The following is a 21521-nucleotide window of genomic DNA, read 5'->3' on the forward strand; positions in this document are numbered from 1 at the left end:
ACGCTTTTGCACCAGCTGTTGGCTAGGTGGTGGAGGCCAGAGCGCTTTGGCTGGAGAAGTGGAGGAACGTCATCTCTGTTCCTTGATAGTCACCGGAGCGGGTCGTGTGGCTTGCATGGGTCAGTTCGGAGATTGTTTTTGTCCAGAATGCCAGTGCTCCAGTATTTTTGGGCAGCACGCGCACTTGCCAGTCTCCCGGATGCAGTTTCAGGCAGGCTTTCAGGGCCTCGTGTCCCAATCCTTGTCGTGTGAACTTTCCAAGCACGAAGAACTGGCCCATGTCGATCAGCGTGGTGTCATAGGGATACTGCCGCACCAGCGCAAAACCAGCGATCTCACCAGCCTGCATTATGTAATAGGGATGGTGGTCAGCCTCGCGGAAGTAAGCAAGCACGATGTTCTCATCAAACTCAAACCCACCCGATGCAGAAACCGGCCAGTGCATGTATTTGGACATGTCATAGAGGTAGAGCTGAAACATATTTTTCAGCACAGGCACATCCGCCAATACCATCGGTTTCAACTCAACAGACATAACCACCCTCACATGTCGGAGCTACTCAGCAGAGCAATGCATTAGCACTGAATGAGGACTGGCGTCGAGCGGTCGTGATGTTGGAATGCCCGCCTAAGTGCGGAGTGGTGTGACTTTGCAGACGATGGGGCGGGTGGGTTCGAGGAAGAGGACACCTTCCGGTTCTACTTTGTCGGCGTTGAGGATGTCTATGTCGAACCGGGTAACGAGGTTTGCCAGAATGAGCGTGCCTTGAAGAATGGCGGAGCTTGCGCCGGTGCACATGCGCAGGCCGCGTCCAAAGGGCAGGAAACTCTTCATGATGATGTGCTGGTCTTTGCGCATATAGCGTTCAGGATCAAAACGATCCGGATTGAACCAGTACTGTTGATGTCGGTGCACAATCCATGGGGACACAGTAATCTGCGCACCTTCCTGCAAGTCCAGTTTTCCCAGTTTGATTGGTCTGCTGGCACGACGGGTCAGGTGCGGAATAGGCGGGTAGAGCCGCAGGATCTCGCGGAAGACATTGCGGGTGTATCTGAGGCGTGAAAGCTGCTCGAACTGAATATCGTCCTGCCCACCCACTTTGCTGACCTCTTCACGGATTTTTTGCTTGGCCTCAGGGCATTGGGAGAGAACAAAGAACGCCCACATCAAAGCTGCGGCAGCCAGCTCCTGACTGTTCAGGATTGTGGTGACGTGGTCCACGATTTGCTTGCGAGTGAAGGGGATATTGGTTTCTGGAGAGCGGGCAATGAGAAACTTATGTAAGAAGCTGTGATGGGAAAAGCTGTTGTGCTGGATGTTGCCATCAATGAGCATACTCACCAGATATCGCAGTTGCTGGGCCGCATACATGGCTGTTTGCGGTAGCTTGGGCAGCTGCCAGGCAACACCTTGTTCTGCCGTCTCACGGATCACTTGCGAGATGCGCTTTTCAAAGTCACGGGCATGGGAGTTGATCTCGTTGAACACATCTGTCGGCAGCTCGTTGGAAAACAGCATTCTGTAAGCGATGTCTGCATTCAGGCGTCTGAGCAGCAAAGACAGGTCAATCACCCGGTTTTCATTTTGAATTTCTTCGCAATAATCCTCGAACCGGTTGATTGAGTTCTGGATGTGCTCGAAATTCACCTGCTGGGTGCGCATGGTGCCGATGGGCCGGATCATATCGCGCTGGTCTACACACCGGTTGTTGCTCGTCACAATCGGATGATCGCCCAGCAACGGGCGCAACAGCTCAATCATTCCCTCGGCTTTGACGAAGATCTCGGGTTTCTCTTCAAAAATAACGGAGATGAGGTCCGGGTCGTTGATCAAGTAATTGGGTTGCTCTGCCGTGGAAATGTCAACGATATCTGCTTTGTAAAGTTCTTCGGGGAGGTGCCTCAGGAGGTTTGTCTCAACGCCGTCAAAGTCCCCCGTGCCTTCGGTATATGGGTGAGGTGCCGGAGGGCGATATAAGCTGTTGTTTGTATCCATAGAGCCTGACTCGATTGCATCATGATGGTCACATCGAGGGTCCTCGCGGGAAATGACCCGATCCGCGAGTGTAGGCATTGCCGCTTTAATAATTCGCTGAATTTAATGTCGGATCATACTGAAAATACAATGCAATTACTGGTGGTTTTGGTGAGATGATGAAACCACGGCTCTGCATAACTGCCATGCACTACGGTATCTTGACAGTTTGACTTGATTTCATATAGTTTGACCTCAAACAAAAATAGAGATAAGTGCATGAATGTTTCCCCACGGACCTATGGCTACCTGCTGCGTATCAGCATTTCATTCTTCATGAGCATTATGATGTCATTTGCCATGCTGGTGCTGAACCTCGGGTTTGTCGAAAACTTTATGGTGCTGTGGTTCAAGTCGTTTTCTGTTGCCTTCGCACTTGCTGTTGTTATCAGTTCACTGGTCTTTCCCCTGGTGATCGCCCTGCTGTCGAAGCTTGTGAAAGTATGTGACGAGCCTGCCGACCTGCAGGAAGTGACAGAAGGCTGCTAAGCTCCGTTTTTCGAAAAACAAAGCACCTGACCTAACTGTGATGCAAAAAGGAGTGTCCCTTGCTTTTTGCATTTGCTTTGTGATGCATCACAGTATACGTGCAGTATTGATGTCGATTGGCATCCAAGAATTCTTTTCAGCACATTTCCTCCCACTATATTCGCTTTCTGGTTCGCCTCAGTAAGCGGATTTGTGCTGCTAACAAGGACACAAAATGGCTCAGCTCCTCGGCAAGCGAAACATGGGTATCGCGCTTACAATCCTGTCTACGCTGATCTTCGCGATGCAGGATGCGATCACCAAGCAGCTCGTATCAGACCATCCGGTCTGGTTCATCATGATGGTGCGCTTTTGGGTTTTGCTGGTGATTGCGGTTGGCTGGGCCATGATCAGTGAGCAAGGGCTTTATAATGTGGTGCGCACCAAGCGTCCGGTGCTTCAGATTATTCGTGGCCTTCTGCTGTTTGCCGAAATCTGTCTGATCACCTTCGCCTTCAGCATGCTGGGACTGGCCGATGTAACGGCAATTTTTCAGGCCCATCCATTGATCGTGACGGGACTTGCGGCTCTCTTCCTTGGCGAGACGGTTGGCTGGCGCCGCATTCTGGCAATGTTCTGCGGCATGGCAGGCTTGTTGGTGATGCTGCAGCCGGACGGCAATATCGGCGGTTGGGGCGCTGTGGTGGCGCTGGCGGCCTCGGTCAGCTTTGCGCTGTATCAGTTGTTTACCCGTGTTGCGAGCCAGGATGACAGCGCGCTCACGTCATTCCTTTATGTTGGCATCGTGGGCACTGTTCTCTCCACCATCATCGGCTCTCAACACATGATGGCGTTTGATGAGGTGGAATGGGCGTTGCTGCTCGGCATTTGCGCAACGGGGACCTCCGCACACTTCCTGCTGATGAAAGCCCTTTCGCTGGCACAGGCAAGCGACATTCAGCCGTTCAACTATCTTCAGCTGGTCTGGTCAATCCCGATCGGGTTCCTTGTGTTCTCTGACCTGCCAATCTGGAGCACCATTCTCGGTGCAATCATCGTGGTGGGCGCGGGCCTGTTCTCGCTGTCTCGCCAGCGTATCCGTGCGGCTGAGAAGGAAACGGGAGTTGAACCTGAGACCTCAGAGGAAGTGGCTGCGCGCGCTGACTAACGTGTCGCGTGCCTACCGTGCGGTTTAAAGCCGGTTGCCGCGGGCCAGAAACCTCAGAACATCGCCATTGGTGGGCCAGCTGCGATACCGCGGCGCCCGGTCATCCGGCGCTGGTGGGCAGTCGTTCTTGCCAAGAAAATGGGAGGCGACGAGCTTCCCCGTCTTGCGGAACAGGTCAAGGTTGGTGCGGAAGAGCGTTCTCTTTTCCGGCACCACAGTCGTTTCCGCCAGCACTTTACCCGCATCAATCTTTTGAATGCTCTCATGCAGGCTGAGGGTGAAAGCCTGCTCATTCTCCAAAATTGCATGAAAGACCGGATCTGGCCCTTTGTAGATCGGCAGTTTACCGGGATGGATGTTGTAGGTCTTGCCGGAAAACCGTTCGTAAAATGCCGCGTTCAAAATCTGCCCCAGATGAACCGTGAGGATCAAATCCGGCTTACAACGCTCGATAAAGTCGAGAGTCTGAGGCGCGTTGGCGTCATTCGTTGGTAAAACAGGACATTGCAGGCTATGAGCCCAGGTCCGCATGCTCTTCCATTTGGGAACATGTGGCATCCGGTAGGCCGGCTTTGTCACGGCGCCCAGGTATCCCGCATAAAGCGGACCGGAGCGGAGCATCAGGTCTTTATAAGCCCGCCAGTCATTGCGCTTGCCAGATACGGCGGTGCACTTCAAAAGGCCGCAGATCTTGATTTCCGGATATGCCAGCAAAGAATGTAAAGCAGCATCAGTGTAAACGCTGGCGTTGGAAACAAGACAGATCTGCATGCGTACTCCCCAATTGCATAAAGTGGTCGTCAACTACATAAAGTAATCGTAGGTGACGCCCATTTTCCGTGCTTTTTCCATCCTTGGCGGCTCTACCCGTTTCAGGCGTTGCTCTGCGTAGGAGGTGGAGAGGATCTTTTCTGCTGTCCCCTTTGCTGCAGCTTCCAGGCCAGCCGCATTGTAAAGCGACCCGCGCACCTGAATGGTGGTATTCAACGCATCGATAAACTTGCGGAACACATCTGGCTCCGGCGGTGTTGCTGAGCGCCAGAACGTCTCCCAATCGCCCTGATGCGTCAGGCCGTCCATATCGTAAATTGTTGGCAGAATGCAGCAGGTCGGCACACCATATTCAAGCGCTTCAATGCCGGCAGAGCTATTGATAGTCAGCATACCAAGGGATGGTTCAGCAAGTGCTTTGATCGTCTGCCCATGAATGAGCTGCGTGCGTTCTTCAACACCATGTTTCCGGCTGGCCTCAACAATTGCTCGAGACAGCTCTTTGAAGCGATATTCAAGCGGATGGCTCTTGAGCAGCAGCAATGTCCCCTTAGGCGCATTGCGGGCAAAAGAGGCGATGACCTTCTCAATGGCCTCATAAATGCTGGCAAAGGGAGAGTGATCCCGGATCTGAAAATCTCCATTCAGCTGCAAGGCAAAGAGATAATAAGGTGTGTCGCTTTGCTTCAACTGGTCCCAGATAACATCCGCTTCCTGCTTTCGGCGCTTGGCCTGAAGCCGAGCCTTGAGCCAGCCACCATAAACCTGCACACGAGATTCCGTGCGGTGATTGTGGTAATGCGGAAACTTGCGGGCATGAACTGCGTTGTAGAATGTGAAGCCGAGCTCTTGCAGCACAATCTGCTTATAGCTGCCCGGATAAAGGACGGTGGACGTGTCATCCGCCTGCTGTGTCTCCAGCGCCATCAGGTCCTGCTTGTTCTGCGGGAAATGCGAAAGCGCAGAACAGCCACCATACTCGACCGTCATCCAATCCGGACGCAGATAGCCAAGCTCGGTTGCAATTATTGTCACATCCAAACGCTTTGCAACGCCGATGGCGACTTTATGGTAGTAGCGCCGGTCCCCATGAAGCAGAATATCAGTGACCCCGTGCGCAACAATCAAGGCTTCCAGAAAAAGAGCCCAGTTCTCAGCAGGCTCAGAAAAATGGATAGTTTCAGTCTGCTCCCAGTCATGGACATCACTGCCGCAAAAATGGACCTTAAGCGTCTTCGCGCCCAGCTTCTCCAAATGGTGTGCAGTGCGGGCATAGTATTTGGAAAGTGGACCTTGCAGCAGCAAGATGCAGCGCTTGTTTTCTGAAGTCATTTGTCACTCCAGTAACAATTTTCCGGGATGGGAACGCCAGCAGCTTTGGCTTGCGCCAGACGTGGCGGTGTTTCAACAAACGCGCCATGTCCGTTGACGCCATCATCCATCATGCGTTTCGCAAACTCTTGCGCCGCGATCTTCCGACCTTCGGGATTAAAAAAGCTTCCATGAACTTGAATGGTATGCCCCATAAGCTTTTCCAGGTCGTGATAAAGGTCAGCATCCGGTAGAGCTGGTTCCCTCCAAAAGTCATCCAGAGACCGCTGGTCCGTCAATCCGGCAATATCGTAGACAGCAATACCCATGGCTTTCACCGGTACGCCGCTTTTCAGTGCTTCCATGCCAACCGTGCTGTTCACCAGCACGCACCCACGCGAATGTCTGAGCAACTGATTTAGATTGCCTCCATCAATAATGATTGTGCGCTCCAAACAACCGAATTCCGCAGCAATCTCGCGAATGACTTTCGGCCAGTTCTCAACATTGTTGTCAAACGGATGAAGCTTGAATACCAGTTTGCTCGCAGCTGAGGCGCTTTGCGAAAACGTGCTGTAAAGCTCGCGAATGAAACCGGACAGATGTTTGTAGTGGGAGTGATGCCTGATCTGATAATCGCCCTGCATTTGCATAGGGACGACAAAATACTCGGCCTGCTCTTTTATGAGCGTGTTGATTGCTTCTTCCGCTTCCTGTCCAAGCCGCTTCTGGCGCATCAGGCGCGGAATGTAGCTGAAATAGTCCCTGAACGGATGATAGTAACGATCCCGCTGATAAAACGGGAATAGATACGGGAAGAAGATCGGAATCAGGTTGCAGATGACCTCATTGGTCGCTTCTTGCAAAAACGCATGCGGAAAACGGCTTGCAGCTTTCAGCTCAGGCAAGTCAGCGGCGCTTTTCCTTATCTGTGCCGGATCATTCGGGAAGTGCGAGTACACTCCCATGCCACCGCGCTCCAGTGTGATCCAATCCGGGCGCATATAACCAAACTCATAGGCAAATGTGTTGATGCCCCGTTGCATGGCAACATCATGCGCTACCCGGTGATACGGTCGCCGATCTGCATAATAGAGAATGTCCGTGATACCATTCTCATCAATCAGCTGCTCCAACCTGCTTTGCCAGTCCTTCAACCGCCCCCAATAGGTTTTTGCACCCAACCCAACGCGAAAATACCAGTCACTGAGAGAAAAATTAACGATGGTGTACTTGATCTTGCGAGCTTCAAACTCATCAACAAGCGCCCGACAAAAGGCAGAAGGGTGGGATTGTAAAATAAGAACTGATCGAACTGTCATAACGCCTATTACTCAGCTACTTAAGCTGATTTTCCCGATGCTGAGTAAGTGCTTCATCGACAGAGTCATACATCGTCAGCTCACCTTCATGCAGCAGGCCGGCGGTATCGCAGAGTTTTTTGATCGTACGTTCTGAATGAGAAATCATGATGATATTCGCATGTTTGAGTTTATTTTCGAAAACTTCGTCGCATTTACGTTTGAAACGTCGATCTCCAACCGCTGTGACTTCATCAATAAGATAGCATTCAAAATTGATCGCCATGCTTACTCCGAAAGCCAGGCGCGCCTTCATGCCACTTGAATAGGTTTGAATTGGAAGTGTCATGGAAGGGCCAAGCTCGGAAAAATCTTCAACAAACTCTATCATACGTTCAGTGTCTTCACCGTACATCCGAGCCACGAAGCGCACATTTTCGATACCAGTCATCTTTCCTGCAAAGCCACCACTAAATCCCAGAGGCCATGATATCTTCACATTTCGCTTGATCCGACCGCTATCAGGTAGCTCTGCACCAGCAATCAAGCGCATAAGTGTAGATTTGCCAGCTCCATTGTGTCCTATGATACCAATGTTTTTTCCAGCTGGAAATCTAGTTGTGAGTTCGTTCAAAATCGTCTTAGTTACGCCTTTAAGATGATAAGTTTTATGTACCTCTTGAAATTCTATCATCTAACTGATTTCTTTCTATAGAGGCGTTCACCAAAGAATCCAACAAGCAGAAGAATGGTAGCAACCGTCATCAGGTATGTTTTATCTAGAACAATACTATCATAATTTCCGTAATATCCCTCCCGAAACCACTCAATTCCATGAAGGACAGGGTTCCATGACAACAACCTCACAATATTAGTAGGGAAATCACTAGGTACATAGAATATTCCAGAAAGAAAAAATAATGGTCTGCTTATAATAGCTTCCAGCTGTTTCCAGGTTGGCCATAACCTGAAAACAACTGCATTTGTTGCACCAGCTCCTAAACCAAGCAACGTAAGCATTAAGAAAGCAGTCCCACATTCCTCAACTCTGACCGGTATTGGCGCATCGTTAAACCAAACCAATGTAGTGAAGAAAACAATGATGATCATAAAATATGTCAAAGTAATCAAAATGTATTTGGAAAGTAAGATATCGGTTTCTTTGACCAATGGGTAGCTCAACAGGCCGCGACTAGAATTAATTGCCGTCATCAATGAGCTTGATAGTTTTGAATATGTTTGGAACGGAAAAACGCCCGTTGCAAAGAACAAAGCAAAACTCGTTCCAAATGCAGGAGCTCTACCAACTGTAGAGAAAATAAAAACCAACACGAGCGTACTGAGCGTCGGTGTGACAACTGCCCAGAGATAGCCCAACTGAGTGTCACCAAATGCAGTTCTGGTTTCTCGAAGAACCAGTGCACCAAGAACACGTGCTTGAGTGGTGATAACGCCTTCCATGTGCTCTAACTATTTAAGGTGATCGCGGATGGAATAAGCAATTACAATAGCAAGAGCCCAAATAGCGAGTAACCCAAGAAACAGAATGAGTGAATTGACCAAGCGCCTTGGGTAAATTGCATCTTGTGGTTTTGCTGGGGGATGAAAGACTGCAAGATATCGTTGTTGGCGATCTGCCTCGGCACGTGAGCGTTCCAGACCAGCAAGGGCTGCTGTGTACGCTTGCTGGGCAAATTCTTGTTCTACAACCAGTTCTTCGTAGTTTGCTAATAGTGCGGACAAAGAGGAAAGTCGGTCTGTTCCATGGGTGGCTTGCTGAAGACGTTTTAAGTTCTTTCCGCTTATTTCGTCTCGTTTGTTTAAAATTTGTTTTATTAGAACCTCTTCTTGTTTCCGTAACTGCCGAATTGTTGGAGAACTTTCATCAATAGTCCCAACAAGTGTTGCAAGACGAGATCTTGTATCCAAAAGTTGCTTCTCAAGGCCAGCAATCAATTCAATCTGGACTTCGGCATTTTTAGTTGGATCAATTGAGCTCTCGGTGCTTCGAAAGTCTTTTATACGCCGACGGATGATCTTTAGACGCAATTCTGCACGCAGGACTTCTTCTTCAGCAAACTTTACAGCATCTCGGCGCGCATTTTGAGAAAGTGTGTTCACTAGCTCTGACCCATAAGAGAGAACATGAGTAGCAATGCTCTCGGTCATCTCCGGCGTAAATGCTTGAACCTCCACCTCAATGATGCTCGAGGTATTATCGAAGCTTGTTGTGATCATACTTTGCCAATAGCTGACTAACTCTTCTATCGGTAAGTTTGGGTCGAGGCGATAGATGAAATCTACATTGTTGTTACTGAAGTGCCTAACAATACCAAGATCTTCAGAGAGTTTTTCTACTACTTCTCGACCTTCCAGATAATCCATTAAAATAAAGGAGTCGGTGGTCGTTGTCCCCACGCTTGCTAATCCAGTCAACGCTCCCAAGAAGTCGCCCCCCGCGGAGGTCCCATCCATACCGCGAACTGAAAATCCTATAGAAGATGCGTAGCGCTCAGAGGCTATGAGTAGAAAGTATGTAGCACCTAATATGCTGGGTAAAAGAACCATCAGTGCAAAGGAAAGCGCAAGTGCTCTTCGCCTTAATTGCTGTGGTCTCAAGCCACGGAAAGTGAGAAGTGTTTCAGCTTCTTTTTTCTTCGTCTTACTTGCTGTATCAATGGGCAATGCGACGATAGAGGCTGCTTTTTTTTGTGATTGCCTAGATTTTGTCGATCGCTCAACAGGTTTCGCTCCTGTTGTGTTTTGAGGTTGCGTTACCTTATCTGGAGCGAAAGCCTCTGCAGGACGAATTTTAGCAACTTTTGCGGTTGTCCCTTTTTCCATATTAGGTCTTCACCTTTTTAAATGTGCACATGTTCGTCGACGGGATGCATATTCAAACTCTCGGATTAATCACATCAAAACATAACATGACAATTTAGTTTGAGAAATATGCTTTGCTGTTGCTATCGGTGCGTGATGCAGTCTGTGTCTTATTGGTCTCAGGTTCAGAATGTACGAGCGGCTTTTCCAATCGCCAATGTTCCACTTAAAATCTTGATGAATTTGCTTAATTCTGCACCATAAGCGCTTGAGACGTAGACGACATCTTTATCTCGCAATGAGAAAAGTTGACCTTTGAAATAGGATCTCGCATCTCTCATGTTTAAGCGATAAATCACAGGAACCTTACCCGAGCTTGTTCCAGCATACTCGGACTTGAGCTGGGAGATAACTCGAGGATCTTCATAACGGAAGACAAAGAGGCCCTGAGAATTTGCTGCGTTCTGATCTAGTCCCCCGATACGACCCAATGCTTCAACGAGTGAAACATTCGACGCCTGAATAGGATATTCTCCAACTTTTGGCACAGCACCGAAGGCTGTGAAGGTTTGAGGGTCATGTGTTACGAAAATTCTATCTCCCGGACGGACATAAACATTTTCGTCGTTTTTTTGGAACACCGTACTGAGCAGCTGCTTTGCTTGGCGCCCATTGCGCGAAAGCGATACGTAACTTTCAGTGGCAGGTGAGGCGTTACCACCAGCATTTGCGACTACATCGAGCAAACGCTTGCCGCTTAGATCTAACGGATACTGACCTGGTTTTTGTACTGCACCATTCACAGTGACCAAGCTACTGGCATTTTGCTTCAGTGTTACAATAACTTGTGGGTTGGTTGCTTTACGATCAAGCGCAACCTGGAGCGCTTCTTGAAGCCGCTCAACAGATTTCCCGCGTGCATTCACCTTACCTACATATGGTATTGTTATTGAACCGCTTTGGTTTACCATGAACGGCCCAAGTTCGACACCTCCGGCTTGCCCATTCGGTGTAAACAGTCGATCATTGCCCTGTTCCCAGACAACAACTGAAACGGTGTCCCCAATGCCAACGATATGCTTTGGTGCCCATTTTCCACCAGTGAAGACTTTTGATAATCCATTCGGTTGGTAGGCTGAAAGCACTGATACCACCGAATCGTCGAGATCTATTAGATGGTAGTCAAAGGGTTCTGTACGTCGGTCAGAAGATGCAGCCCGGATTTCTGAAGATACAGGGCCAGCGGAAGGCAGTGCTGCGCAGCCGGACAAAATACTTAAGATGGGAGCAATGACAGCGAGGGATTTAGAGAAACCTGAAGATCCTTGGATCGACCGTAACTGAGTCGAATTTGGAAATAATTTCATAAAACGTCTATCCACTTTGCTGCCGGATCAAAAAAATACGCACGACAAAAATATCCAGCCTGAATAAACAGATTAATATCTCAATCTGAGATAGAATTCAAATTTAGTAGCCGAAACGAGTTCAACCGCCTGTTGTTTTCTCTGGAGAAAGTCGCACTCTGTGTGAGTGCTTAGAAAACTTAGTTGCGCGTTAACTTTCTGTTTGCCAAAACAAATGAAATACGCGTTGTTTGGAGCCCCTTTTTTATGTTTTCTCCGAGATCGATTCTCATCACAGGTGCCAGCTCCGGGTTGGGGAGAGCTTTGGCTACTTCTTATGCGGGTGAAGGCGTAACTCTTTGCTTGACTGGGAGAAATGAGGAGCGGCTGCTTGAGACTGTGCGTGAGGTTGAGCGAGCAGGGGGCATTGTACTTTGGAAAGCGCTTGATGTTTGTGATGCGGTGGCTCTTCAAAACTGGGTTGAAGAGTTAGAGCGGCACACGCCTCTCGATTTGGTCATTTCTAATGCAGGCATCACAGGGTCACATGAGGTTGATGGCGCTGTCGAGACGGCAGAGACGGCACATGCTCAGATTGCGACTAACCTTGGGGGAGCTGTCAATGTGTTGACTGCGGTCGCGCCATATATGCAGCAGCGTAAATGTGGGCGAATTGCATTAATCAGCTCGTTGGCAGGTATGCAGCCGATATCCGATGGGCCTGCCTATGGGGCCTCAAAAGCTGGCGTGATCGCATATGGTGAAGCGATGCGGGACCATCTTTATAAGTGGGGGGTGTCGGTATCTGTAATTTGTCCGGGATATATTCTGACGCCGATGGCCGATCAATTTAAAAGCTGGCGGCCTTATGAATACACGGCAGAGGAAGCTGCTTCTTCAATAATGAAAGCGATTGCACGGAAAAAGGCGTTTTACGCGTTCCCATGGCAACTGGCGCTGAGTATTCGTATCGGAAAGCTGCTGCCCTGGAAACTGCGCAGATTGGCAAATCAGCGCTTTAATTATCAGCGCTGATTTAATTTCATATCACTAATTAAGCAGACATAACCTGTTGAATTGAAATAGGATTACTATCGTAATTCGCTATTTCTTCGGTCACCAGTTCGATCGCCAGATCTAATTGCTCTTCAGTATGTTCTGACGTGATGAAGAAGCGCAGACGAGCTGATTTTTCTGGAACTGCCGGATAGATAATTGGCAATACATTGAGCCCGCGATCGAGCAGACGCGCAGCCAAAACAGTCGCCTTTAATGAATCGCCCATCATGATCGGGACAACCGCACAGCCTTGGCTGACACCTGTATCTAGACCTGCAGCCTGAGCCTTCTCAAGGAAATATTGCCCGTTTGACTGAGCTGCTTGTACCCGGTGAGGCTCTGCTTCCAGGAGGCGAATGGCTTCACAAACCGCTGCTGCGATTGGTGGGGCAATGCCGACACTGAACACGAAGCCTGAGGCTGTGAGTTTGAGGTAGTCAACCAAATCACTGCAGCCAGCGATGTAACCGCCGCACCCAGCTAATGTTTTGGAGAACGTGCCCATCCAGATATCAACATCTCTCGGGTCCACCTTGAAGTGCTCGGCGAGGCCGCGGCCTGTCTCTCCGAGAATGCCGATGGAGTGTGCCTCATCGACCATGAGCCAGGCACCGTATTTCTTTTTAATCTCAATCAGACGTGGAAGATCCGGGTAGTCCCCGTCCATTGAATAAACGCCTTCAACCACGATCAGTGTACGCGGGTGTTTATGGGCGCGCAGCTCCAGAATGTTTTCCAGTGCCTCGAAATTGTTATGGGGGAAAGATTGACGAACAGCACCAGAAAGCTTTGCGCCTGTGACGATGCTGTTGTGAATGTAGCTGTCATGAATGATCAGATCATCCGGCTGCATCAACTGGCCAATGCTGGTGACGTTTGTTGCATGGCCACTGACAAAAGCAACAGAACTTTCAACGCCGTGCATCCGAGCAATGAGCTTTTCAAGCTCGGTATGGATTACACGCTCGCCAGCAACAACTCGGCTGGCACTGGCTGAAATGCCGTAGTGGTCGACGGCCGTTTTGGCAGCTTCCTGAACCTTCTCATGCCCATTCAGTCCCAGATAATCGTAGGAGGAGAAATTAAGGTAGGTTTCTCCGTCAATCAGCGTCGTTGCCCCCGCGCGCGCGTCATGCGCACGGAAAAAAGGATTGTTGATCTGCAACAGATCCGCCGCTGCTTTTTGAAGACGAATTTCCTTAAATCCCGGAAGGTCCGCAAACTTCGGAGCTATTGCTTTATCAGCTTGAGGTTTGGCAGCCTTCTGCTTTGGAAGCGCAGACTTTGAGCGCCTGACAGCGCTCAAAGCATTCAACCGGTCGTCTTTGCTTAGTTTTTTCTTGTCTGATTTGGCCATTAATTCAAAAGTCTTGCTGTTTTGTCCTGATGAGTATCTAGGATTTCGCGCACAGTTGATTTTTGAGCGTCATCCAGATCATCGGAAAGGTGTTGGCTGGCCAGAACGCTGTGGGACCCATCCTCAGTAGAAGCCTCTCCACCTTCGCGTTTGCGAAGTTTCTGAAGGATCTGCGCAGCAAAGTCATCCAAACACGTTCCGCCTGAGATAGATACCAGCGGAATCTCCAGATTGAAGCGTTTCTGAATTCCCATTCTCAGTTCAAGCCCCATCAAGGAGTCCATTCCAAACTCCGCAAGTGGGCGTTGATGAGAAATGTCCTCTGCTGGTAGGCGCAGGATGCGGCCAATTTCACCGGCAAGAATATGAGCAACAATTTCTTTGGCCTCTGTATCCGACTTGCCTTCAATGAGAGACAGAATGTCGGTCGCACTGTCGCTGTCTCCATCCGTATCGCTGCGGCCAACGATTTCGCGGAAGAGCGGCTTGCTCAACAGTGACAAAGATTGATGAGCTGCTGCCCATGCAAAACGGCCAATATGAACCACTGCACCTGGTGCAGACCCATCATCCTGCTCCATGGCAAGCTTCAGGATATCCAAACCTTCGCGAGCCTTAATGGTTGCTTCACCCAGATGCCTGGAAAGTTTGTCGGAAACCTCAGCATTTCTGGCAAGGAAGCCCACATCGCCGATCGCACCCCAGCCGACAGCAATTGCAGGTTTGCTAGCTTTGCGGCGGGCTCTTGCAAGTCCTTCGAGATATCCGTTGGCAGCGACGTAATGAGACTGGCCAGGGTTCCCGATCAGGGTGGTTGCAGAGGAGAACAGGATAAACTGGTCCAACTCGTCTTGACGGGTCAGCTCATCCAGCAAGCTTGCGCCTTGAATTTTTGGCTCAAGCACCTTGCGGAACCGCTTCTCGTCCAGCTGTTGGATAATGCCATCATCCAACACCATCGCAGCATGGGTGATGCTCTTGAGTGGTGCGGACTGGCGCAGTTCGCTCAGCAAGCCGTGAACAGCTGTTCTATCTGTGACATCGCAGCTCACTGCGGAGACAGTTACGCCTTTTTCCGCCAAGGTCTCAAACAGCTTATCGTGTTGCTCGCTCACCTTTGCAGACCGGCTTGTGAGTGTAATGCGCCGTGCACCATTGTCAGCCAACCAGCGGCAGATTTCCAAGCCAAAGCCACCAAGACCGCCGATCACCACATGATGACCATCCTGAGCGAATTTGAGAGAGGTACGCTCCTGCGGAACTTTAACTTCTTCAGGTTTTGGTGGCGTGATCAAGATCTTGCCGATGTGCCCGGACCGTTGCATGAGCCGGAAGGCATCCTGAACATTGCGACCCTCAAACACGCGGTGAGGCAATGGCGTGAAAGTACCGTCTTTGATCAGCTCAAAGACATCTTCAATGAGCTTGCGTGCCAGATCACTGTCATGCAGCAGGATCTGATCGAGATCGATCCCAAAGTAAGAGACATTGCGACGGAACGGGCGCAAACCGATCTTGGTGTTTGCATAATAGTCTCGTTTGCCAAGCTCAAGGAAGCGGCCAAACGGGCGTACAATATTGATGCTTGCTTCCATCGCTTCGCCTGCAAGCGAATTCAAGACTGAATGTACGCCTTTTCCATCAGTAAGTTCCATGACTTTGTCTGGGAACTGCAAACTGCGGGAGTCAAGAATGTGATCAGCCCCGAGCAGACGAAGGATCTCTCGTTTTTCTTCAGACCCAGCGGTGGCAATGACCTTAGCGCCCACATGCTTTGCAATTTGTAGTGCTGCAAGACCAACGCCGCCTGCGCCACCGTGAATGAGAACCCATTGATCTTCTTTGAGTTCACCAAGATGGATGAGCGAGTAATAAGCGGTCAGGAATGCAACTGGATAAGTCGCAGCAGAGACAAGATCCTGACTTTGGTCCAGTTTCGCCACCGCAAATTTAGGACAGGTGACATAGGAAGAGTATCCACCAGACGTAAACGCAACTACTTTGTCACCAACGGACAGGTCGCCAGCATTCTCACCAGTACGTGTAACAGTACCTGAAATTTCCAAGCCAAGATTAGGCCCGCCATAACCGTCCTCAAGTGCTTCTTCTGGAAGCATGCCCAAAGTCCACATAACATCACGGAAGTTCAAACCAGTCGCGGCGACTTTAATCTCAACATGGTCCTCAGATGGCTCAATACGTTGCTGTCCACGCCAGTTTAAATGGTTGAGGGAACCTGCCTCTGAGAAGTTCAGCTCAACATTCTCTGCAGGTTTCCAGGTGGATTGGCCAAACCCGGATTTAACACGTGAAACTATTCGGCTTTTTGGCGGCTGATGGAGTTCATTCTCTATATTCTGATAGAGAACGGCCTCCAATATGTCGGAGGCAATACCTTCGACACCTTTTTCAATGCAAACATCGAGGGTAAGAGGTGTCAGTTCTGGAGCCTCATTGCCAAGAACACGTGCAAACGTCCAGGCGGCACTTTGTGCGGGAGCTTCGAGTTCAGCGTTATGGCCGCTGCCACCTGGAGCGACAAGTGCGAGTTGACCAGCTAAGCCCGGATAAGCCTTTACGAGGCCAACACAAGTTGCACAGCGCTTCATGACTTGGTCAACAGGGGCGTCACCGGCCTCTGCCAGACCATACAGATGGATGATGGTTTTGAGTTCAGCATCAAGGAAAGCAGAACCAGCAAGCGCGGACTTCCAACCGCTGGCTTCATTTAGGTCGAACTGCCCACTATCTGCATCCAGAATCTTGATATTACAGGCTGCTAATCTCTCATCACTCTGTATAGCCTTCGCAATTTCCTGCTCCAGCTTTGAGTTACCTGCCAGAATGACCATGGCCTTGCTCTCAGGCAAATCGGCCTTTGGATCAAGCTGCTGACTTACGTCTACAGGTTTTGCAGTCGCATTCAGCAAAACAATGGATGCACCTTCTTTGAGTGCCTCAATTGCGATCGGAGCATTAAATGATGTTGAGGTAAACTGATTCAGCCAGTCATTGCTTGTTTTCAGCGGACCGACTGGATACTCGTCGGAAATTGAGCTGGCAAACCAATCTTCAGACAGACCAAAGGCTACATCATGGAAGACATCTGAAAGCGGTTCGATCGCAAGGAACTGTCCGCCTTCTGTCAGTGATTGCCCGAGCTTTTCGAAAAGGTTTGCTTCGCTCTGACATGCTTCGTGAAGAAGACCTGATGATACAATTACATCGAATGGTCCCTGTTCTAACGCAGCATCCCAAGTGTGATTACTATCCAGATTGCTCGTATCAAATACAGTGATGTTAGGTTCATCCAAAACACTGGCAGACGAACGCGCGGCGCTTTTGTGATTGCTGTCAGCGATCGAAACTTTTGTTACTTGGCTAGGGAGTATCTGCTGAATATCTTTTGCCAGATTCAGCCCTGAACCGCTTAGATCCAGTACATGAAGCGGTGTGTCTGTGTCCCAGGTTGCAAGCGCGGCTCTGAGCCATTCAGAGATGCTTTGGCTGCGTATTTGTGCTTCCGGAGAGGAGTACCAGTATTGCTCGAGCATCGCACTGGAATGCTCAAAATCATTGCCCTCAAAACTATCAAGATCAAGGCTATCGAGAACGAATTTGCGTGTGGTTGCAAGAATGGTTGCAGCGGCGATGTCTTGCGGGCTTTCTTCCAGCACACTCTCAACCAGAAGATCGAAATCAGGAAGCTCAAAATCGCTATTCAATTCAAAGCGATTTACCCCGCATTCCGTCGCTGCTCCAGCTTCCTGAAGGATCGTCAAAAGAGTGACGAAATACCGACGATGATTATTTGGTAAGTCCTCAACCGAAACAGTCTGTTCGCCATCTGCAAACTTTGAGATAATATCAAAGGCTGTTCGTTGTGCCGCCGCATTTAGTAGCAGATAAGCTTCACGCTCAGCTTCATCTTCAACAGTACGGAACTTTTCAGCAACGTAGTCTTCAATTGCCGGGAAGTTATGGTTGAGTTTTGCAACTGTGGTCGCTGGGTTTCGCTGCAGCTCTGCTTCGACGCGATAGATCAGGTCAGACGGGTTGTCTTTGCGGCCCAGTTCAGTTGCACGGAAGCGGCCTCCGGAAATCGCGATAATGACGTTGTCATCTTCATCGAAAATCTGGAAGTCTGCTAAAATAGAGAGTTCAGAAGCACGTTTGACCTGAATGCGAACATAGGCTGGGGACGCGCCTGATTGATACTGGCGAACCTTATCAAAGAAAATTGGAACATACGCTTTTGGGCGACTGTTCTGGGATGTTGTCTCCCTGAACAGCGAGAGCAAGCCATGGAAACATCCATCAAGTTCAGCAGGATGAATGCCAAAGGAAGAAACCTGCTCGTCATGTTCAAGTGCAGACAGGTGGACGATGAATGTACCCTCATCTACCTGAGAGACATTTTGGGTGCGTTGGAAACGTGGCCCAAATTCAAGTCCGTATGTGAGTGCCGCTTTGTAAATCTCCTCACCTGTATTGATGAGTTGGGCCGCTTCAAAGTTGAGTTGAATGTTTGGTGCAGGGGTCTCCAGTTTTGCAACCCTGCCGACGGCATGCAGCGTCCAGTCATCTCCGCTCAGGCGCATGCGGCTGGAAATTTTAACAGTCCCTGTTTCCTCGGAGATTTCGGTTTGAACTTCGGTCAGATATTCGTCGCTCAATACGAGCGCCTGCAAAATATCCATAGATCGCAGTTCTACAGCGACACTTCCATAAAGAGCGGAACCGGCAGCAAGAGCCATTTCAACATAGCCAGCCCCAGGGAAAATCATTTGTCCGTTAATGACGTGATCTTCTAGAAATGGAACCGTGAAGCGGTCTAGATGAGTGGTCCAGACGTTATAGGTGGCATTCGGACGCCAACCTAAAAGCGGATGATCTCCACCCCTGAAAATGCCCATATTGGCCTCACCACTGTTTTCAAAGCGGAAGCTTTTATTTTGCCAGGGGAGAGGGAGCAGATTAACGGGTTCATCCGGGTTCTTGCTGAAGAGTTTATCCGTATCAACATTGATGCCTGCAACAAAAGCACGGGCGACGAGATTGATAATTGGGTCTGTTCCACCAAGTTGCTCGTTCGAAAGGCTGGAAAGTACAGATCCTTTTCCGCCTTTTTCAGCAGCGACCTGGCGTAGATAACTTTGCAGGATTGGTTTTGGACCAATCTCGATGATCGTTTCAGCGCCAAGATCAAGAGCGGTTGCAACGGCCTTGGAGAACAATACTGGCTTGCGAAGGTTCCGCCACCAATAGTCCGCATTGAGGTCCTTGCCATCTGAGACTGCCCCAGAAACGGTCGAGATAAATGGCACCTGCGCAGACTTGGCAGTCACAGTCCCGACTGCATTACGGAATGGATGTTCAACGGGCTCAATTAGCTGGCTGTGGAAGGGGTAATTCAGCGCGACTTTTCTAAAGGCGACATGGTTGGCCCGTGCAAACTTCGCAAACCCGTCTATGTCTTCTTTTGTGCCAGATAAGCTGACGGATTTCGGACTGTTCTCCGCGGCAACTTCAAGGGAGTCAAATCCACTTTTGGAGATGAGTTGACGAGCCTCATCAGCAGGGAGAACAAGTGCTGCCATGGTTCCGTGGCCCGCGACGACTTCCTGTTCTGCTGAACGGTGATAGACCAGCGCTACAGCAGCGTCCAGCGTGAGGGCGCCCGCGACATGTGCTGCAGCAACTTCGCCGATACTGTGACCTAGAACCATGTCTGGTTTTAATGCGTAGTCCTCAAGCGCCTGACAAAGAGCAACCTGAACCGCAAACAGCAATGGCTGTGCAATGCTCGTTTTTTTCAGCGCATCGTCAAGTGTCTCGCTGAGCAGTTCGGTTTTTAGAGACCAGCCAGAAAGGTTTGTGAAGAGCTCATCAACCTTCTCAAAAGCAATCTTGAAGGTCTGGTTGGCAGCATAGGCGTCGCGACCCATACCAGCCCACTGTGCTCCGTTGCCAGAAAACGCGAAAGCGCACTTGCCTGGGCTTGTCGCTTTATTGGAGTAAATGACGTTTGCATTCTTCTGACCTGATGCAAAGTCTGACAAGGTATTTTTAAGAGCCTCGACATCAGTCCCAGAAAACACTGCTTTTTCCGGAAAAATCCGTTTGCGATGAAAGGCCGCCGCACAAATCTTCTGGTTGCTTTGCTCTGTCAGAACCCCATCACGCGCATAACCACTTGCAAGCTCAACCAGTGCTTCCTTTGTCGGTGCTGATAAGAACAATGAGCTTACGGTTTTTGGCTGAGTGAGTTGCTCGACATTATCTGTCTTTAACTCCGGATCTTTGAGAATGACGTGTGCGTTCGTTCCGCCAAAGCCAAACGAGTTCACTCCGGCATATCTCGGGCTCTCACTCCGTGGTAGCTCTACACCTTCGCTCGCGACATGAATGTTGAGAGCATCAAAGTCAATGTCTGGGTTTGGCTCGTTAAAGTGAAGACTTGCCGGGAAATGATCGTTCTGAAGTGCCAGTACAGACTTCGCTAGACCTACAAGTCCTGAAGCCGGTTCCAGATGGCCTACATTGGTTTTAACTGAGCCGATAGGAAGCGGTGCGCGTCGCTTCTGCGCAATCGTACGACCGATTGATCCGGCTTCTGCCGGATCACCAACGCGGGTTCCTGTGCCATGAGCTTCGACAAATGCAAGCTGATTGGGATCAATTCCGTGTGCCTTGTAGACACGGTCGAGAAGATTTGCCTGCTCGACATCCGATGGAAGCGACATACCCACGGTACGACCATCAGAGTTTACGTCAACTGCGACGATATCCGCATGAGACCGTTGACCTTTCCAGCGCGGCGCGTCTTTTCTTTTGATGACAAGTGCAACGCCACCTTCAGAGCGTACATAACCATTACCACCCGCATCGAAAGCTTTGCATTGCCCATCAGGAGACAGCATAGTTGCCTGCGCGAAACCTACGAAAGGAAAAGGGCTGGCAAGCACGTTGACACCTGCGACAATGGCACAGTCAATTCTGCCGGAGTTCAACGCACGGTAGGCTTCGTGGAGCGCGACCAGAGAAGACGAGCAAGCGGTGTCGACAGTAAAACTTGGACCTTTAAGGTCGAATATATAAGAGAGGCGGTTTGAGATAATAGAAAGCGTATTGCCAGTCATAAAATGACCGGTTGCTACATTAGGGTCGAACAGGCTTTCGTTGGCATAATCAAGCGCAGATGCCCCAACATAGACGCCCACATGATCACCAGCTATGGTATCTGGCGATATGCCTGCGTCCTCAATCGCTTCCCAGGTGAGCTGCAGCAAAATACGCTGCTGAGGATCCATTTGCTCTGCTTCTCGGGGAGAAATGCCAAAAGCTGTAGGATCAAAGTCCCACAAATTATCTAGGACACCCGCTTTAAAAGTATACGCTTTGCCGGGTTCTGAAATTCGTGGATGCAGATATCTGAAGTGCGACCAACGATCAGCAGGGATTTCGGAAATGCTATTCTGTCCTGATTTCAGCAAATGCCATAGTGCTTCTTTATTTGAAGCTCCGGGTACACGAACTGAAAGGCCTACAATTTCCAACACGCAGCAAAACTCACTCAAACAGGGGATAGCATCTAGATTTGTGATGCCTGCATTTAAACTTAAAGTTCCATATATAACCTAGACGCGAATGTACTTTCAAAAAAGAACGCATCAACAGATATTTTGATATCACTTGATGTAGGGGAGGAGATTTCTTTTCTCCAAACTAAGTGGTTAGTTTAATTATGTTGAATTTTATAAAAATATGAACTTCTATGTTGCTTAAGGAGTGCATGGTATGTGTTTGTTTTAAATGTTTTTTGATGTAGTTTTATTTTTTTAATTTCTTTTCTTGTGTCAGGATAACTGTTCTGACT

At 49.5% G+C, this 21521-nt stretch carries 14 protein-coding genes; 3 read left to right on the forward strand and 11 right to left on the reverse strand.

What is annotated here, in order from left to right; genetic code table 11:
• Positions 1–22: 22 nt before the first annotated feature.
• Together PsAD13_RS26855 and PsAD13_RS26860 are read right to left on the reverse strand one after the other, a co-directional pair.
• Positions 23–535 carry a GNAT family N-acetyltransferase gene (locus tag PsAD13_RS26855; protein WP_063320041.1) on the reverse strand — a complete coding sequence of 171 codons (513 nt, stop codon included), beginning with the start codon at positions 533–535 and terminating at the stop codon, positions 23–25.
• 93 nt (positions 536–628) lie between these two features.
• Positions 629–1999 (reverse strand): cytochrome P450, encoded by a 1371-nt coding sequence (locus tag PsAD13_RS26860; protein WP_063307046.1) that lies wholly within the window; start codon positions 1997–1999, stop codon positions 629–631.
• A 258-nt stretch (positions 2000–2257) separates the two neighbouring features.
• Here PsAD13_RS26860 and PsAD13_RS26865 point away from each other — a divergent pair, with 258 nt between their 5' ends.
• Both PsAD13_RS26865 and PsAD13_RS26870 read left to right on the forward strand, forming a co-directional pair.
• On the forward strand, positions 2258–2527 hold the full coding sequence (locus PsAD13_RS26865; RefSeq protein WP_063296746.1) for a DUF2798 domain-containing protein: 270 nt from the start codon (positions 2258–2260) through the stop codon (positions 2525–2527).
• Between the two features lie 214 nt (positions 2528–2741).
• Positions 2742–3674 (forward strand): DMT family transporter, encoded by a 933-nt coding sequence (locus PsAD13_RS26870; protein ID WP_063293512.1) that lies wholly within the window; start codon positions 2742–2744, stop codon positions 3672–3674.
• A gap of 24 nt (positions 3675–3698) precedes the next feature.
• On the opposite strand, the gene PsAD13_RS26875 is transcribed toward PsAD13_RS26870, so the two are convergent.
• The 7 genes from PsAD13_RS26875 to PsAD13_RS26905 all read right to left on the reverse strand — a co-directional run bounded on the left by PsAD13_RS26875 (position 3699) and on the right by PsAD13_RS26905 (position 11247).
• Entirely contained in the window at positions 3699–4445 is a 747-nt protein-coding gene (locus tag PsAD13_RS26875) for a formyltransferase family protein (RefSeq protein WP_063320042.1), read from the reverse strand.
• Between the two features lie 33 nt (positions 4446–4478).
• Positions 4479–5777: a capsular biosynthesis protein gene (locus PsAD13_RS26880; RefSeq protein ID WP_063320043.1), complete on the reverse strand. Its 1299-nt coding sequence runs from the start codon at positions 5775–5777 to the stop codon at positions 4479–4481.
• Positions 5774–7078, reverse strand: a complete 1305-nt coding sequence (locus PsAD13_RS26885; protein ID WP_063320044.1) for a capsular biosynthesis protein — start codon at positions 7076–7078, stop codon at positions 5774–5776. Before PsAD13_RS26885 ends, PsAD13_RS26880 begins: the two co-directional genes overlap by 4 nt.
• 16 nt (positions 7079–7094) lie before the next feature.
• Complete coding sequence (locus PsAD13_RS26890; protein ID WP_063320045.1) at positions 7095–7751, reverse strand: ABC transporter ATP-binding protein; 657 nt, start codon at positions 7749–7751, stop codon at positions 7095–7097.
• Positions 7748–8518 carry an ABC transporter permease gene (locus PsAD13_RS26895; RefSeq protein ID WP_063320046.1) on the reverse strand — a complete coding sequence of 257 codons (771 nt, stop codon included), beginning with the start codon at positions 8516–8518 and terminating at the stop codon, positions 7748–7750. Before PsAD13_RS26895 ends, PsAD13_RS26890 begins: the two co-directional genes overlap by 4 nt.
• 9 nt (positions 8519–8527) lie before the next feature.
• Positions 8528–9901: a hypothetical protein gene (locus tag PsAD13_RS26900; protein ID WP_063320047.1), complete on the reverse strand. Its 1374-nt coding sequence runs from the start codon at positions 9899–9901 to the stop codon at positions 8528–8530.
• 164 nt (positions 9902–10065) lie between these two features.
• The gene (locus PsAD13_RS26905; protein ID WP_084404845.1) at positions 10066–11247 is read right to left on the reverse strand and encodes a polysaccharide biosynthesis/export family protein; all 1182 of its coding nucleotides are present in this window, start codon (positions 11245–11247) and stop codon (positions 10066–10068) included.
• A 246-nt stretch (positions 11248–11493) separates the two neighbouring features.
• Between PsAD13_RS26905 and PsAD13_RS26910 the strand changes: the two genes are divergently transcribed.
• Positions 11494–12261 carry an SDR family NAD(P)-dependent oxidoreductase gene (locus tag PsAD13_RS26910; RefSeq protein WP_063320092.1) on the forward strand — a complete coding sequence of 256 codons (768 nt, stop codon included), beginning with the start codon at positions 11494–11496 and terminating at the stop codon, positions 12259–12261.
• A gap of 19 nt (positions 12262–12280) precedes the next feature.
• Here PsAD13_RS26910 and PsAD13_RS26915 read toward each other — a convergent pair whose 3' ends face one another.
• Both PsAD13_RS26915 and PsAD13_RS26920 read right to left on the reverse strand, forming a co-directional pair.
• Entirely contained in the window at positions 12281–13642 is a 1362-nt protein-coding gene (locus tag PsAD13_RS26915) for an aminotransferase class I/II-fold pyridoxal phosphate-dependent enzyme (RefSeq protein ID WP_063320049.1), read from the reverse strand.
• The gene (locus PsAD13_RS26920) at positions 13642–21204 is read right to left on the reverse strand and encodes a type I polyketide synthase (RefSeq protein ID WP_084404846.1); all 7563 of its coding nucleotides are present in this window, start codon (positions 21202–21204) and stop codon (positions 13642–13644) included. The genes PsAD13_RS26915 and PsAD13_RS26920 overlap by 1 nt, the downstream gene beginning before the upstream one ends.
• Between the last annotated feature and the right edge of the window lie 317 nt (positions 21205–21521).

Origin of the sequence: Pseudovibrio sp. Ad13, assembly GCF_001623225.1 — a bacterium.
Taxonomy (GTDB): Bacteria; Pseudomonadota; Alphaproteobacteria; order Rhizobiales; family Stappiaceae; genus Pseudovibrio.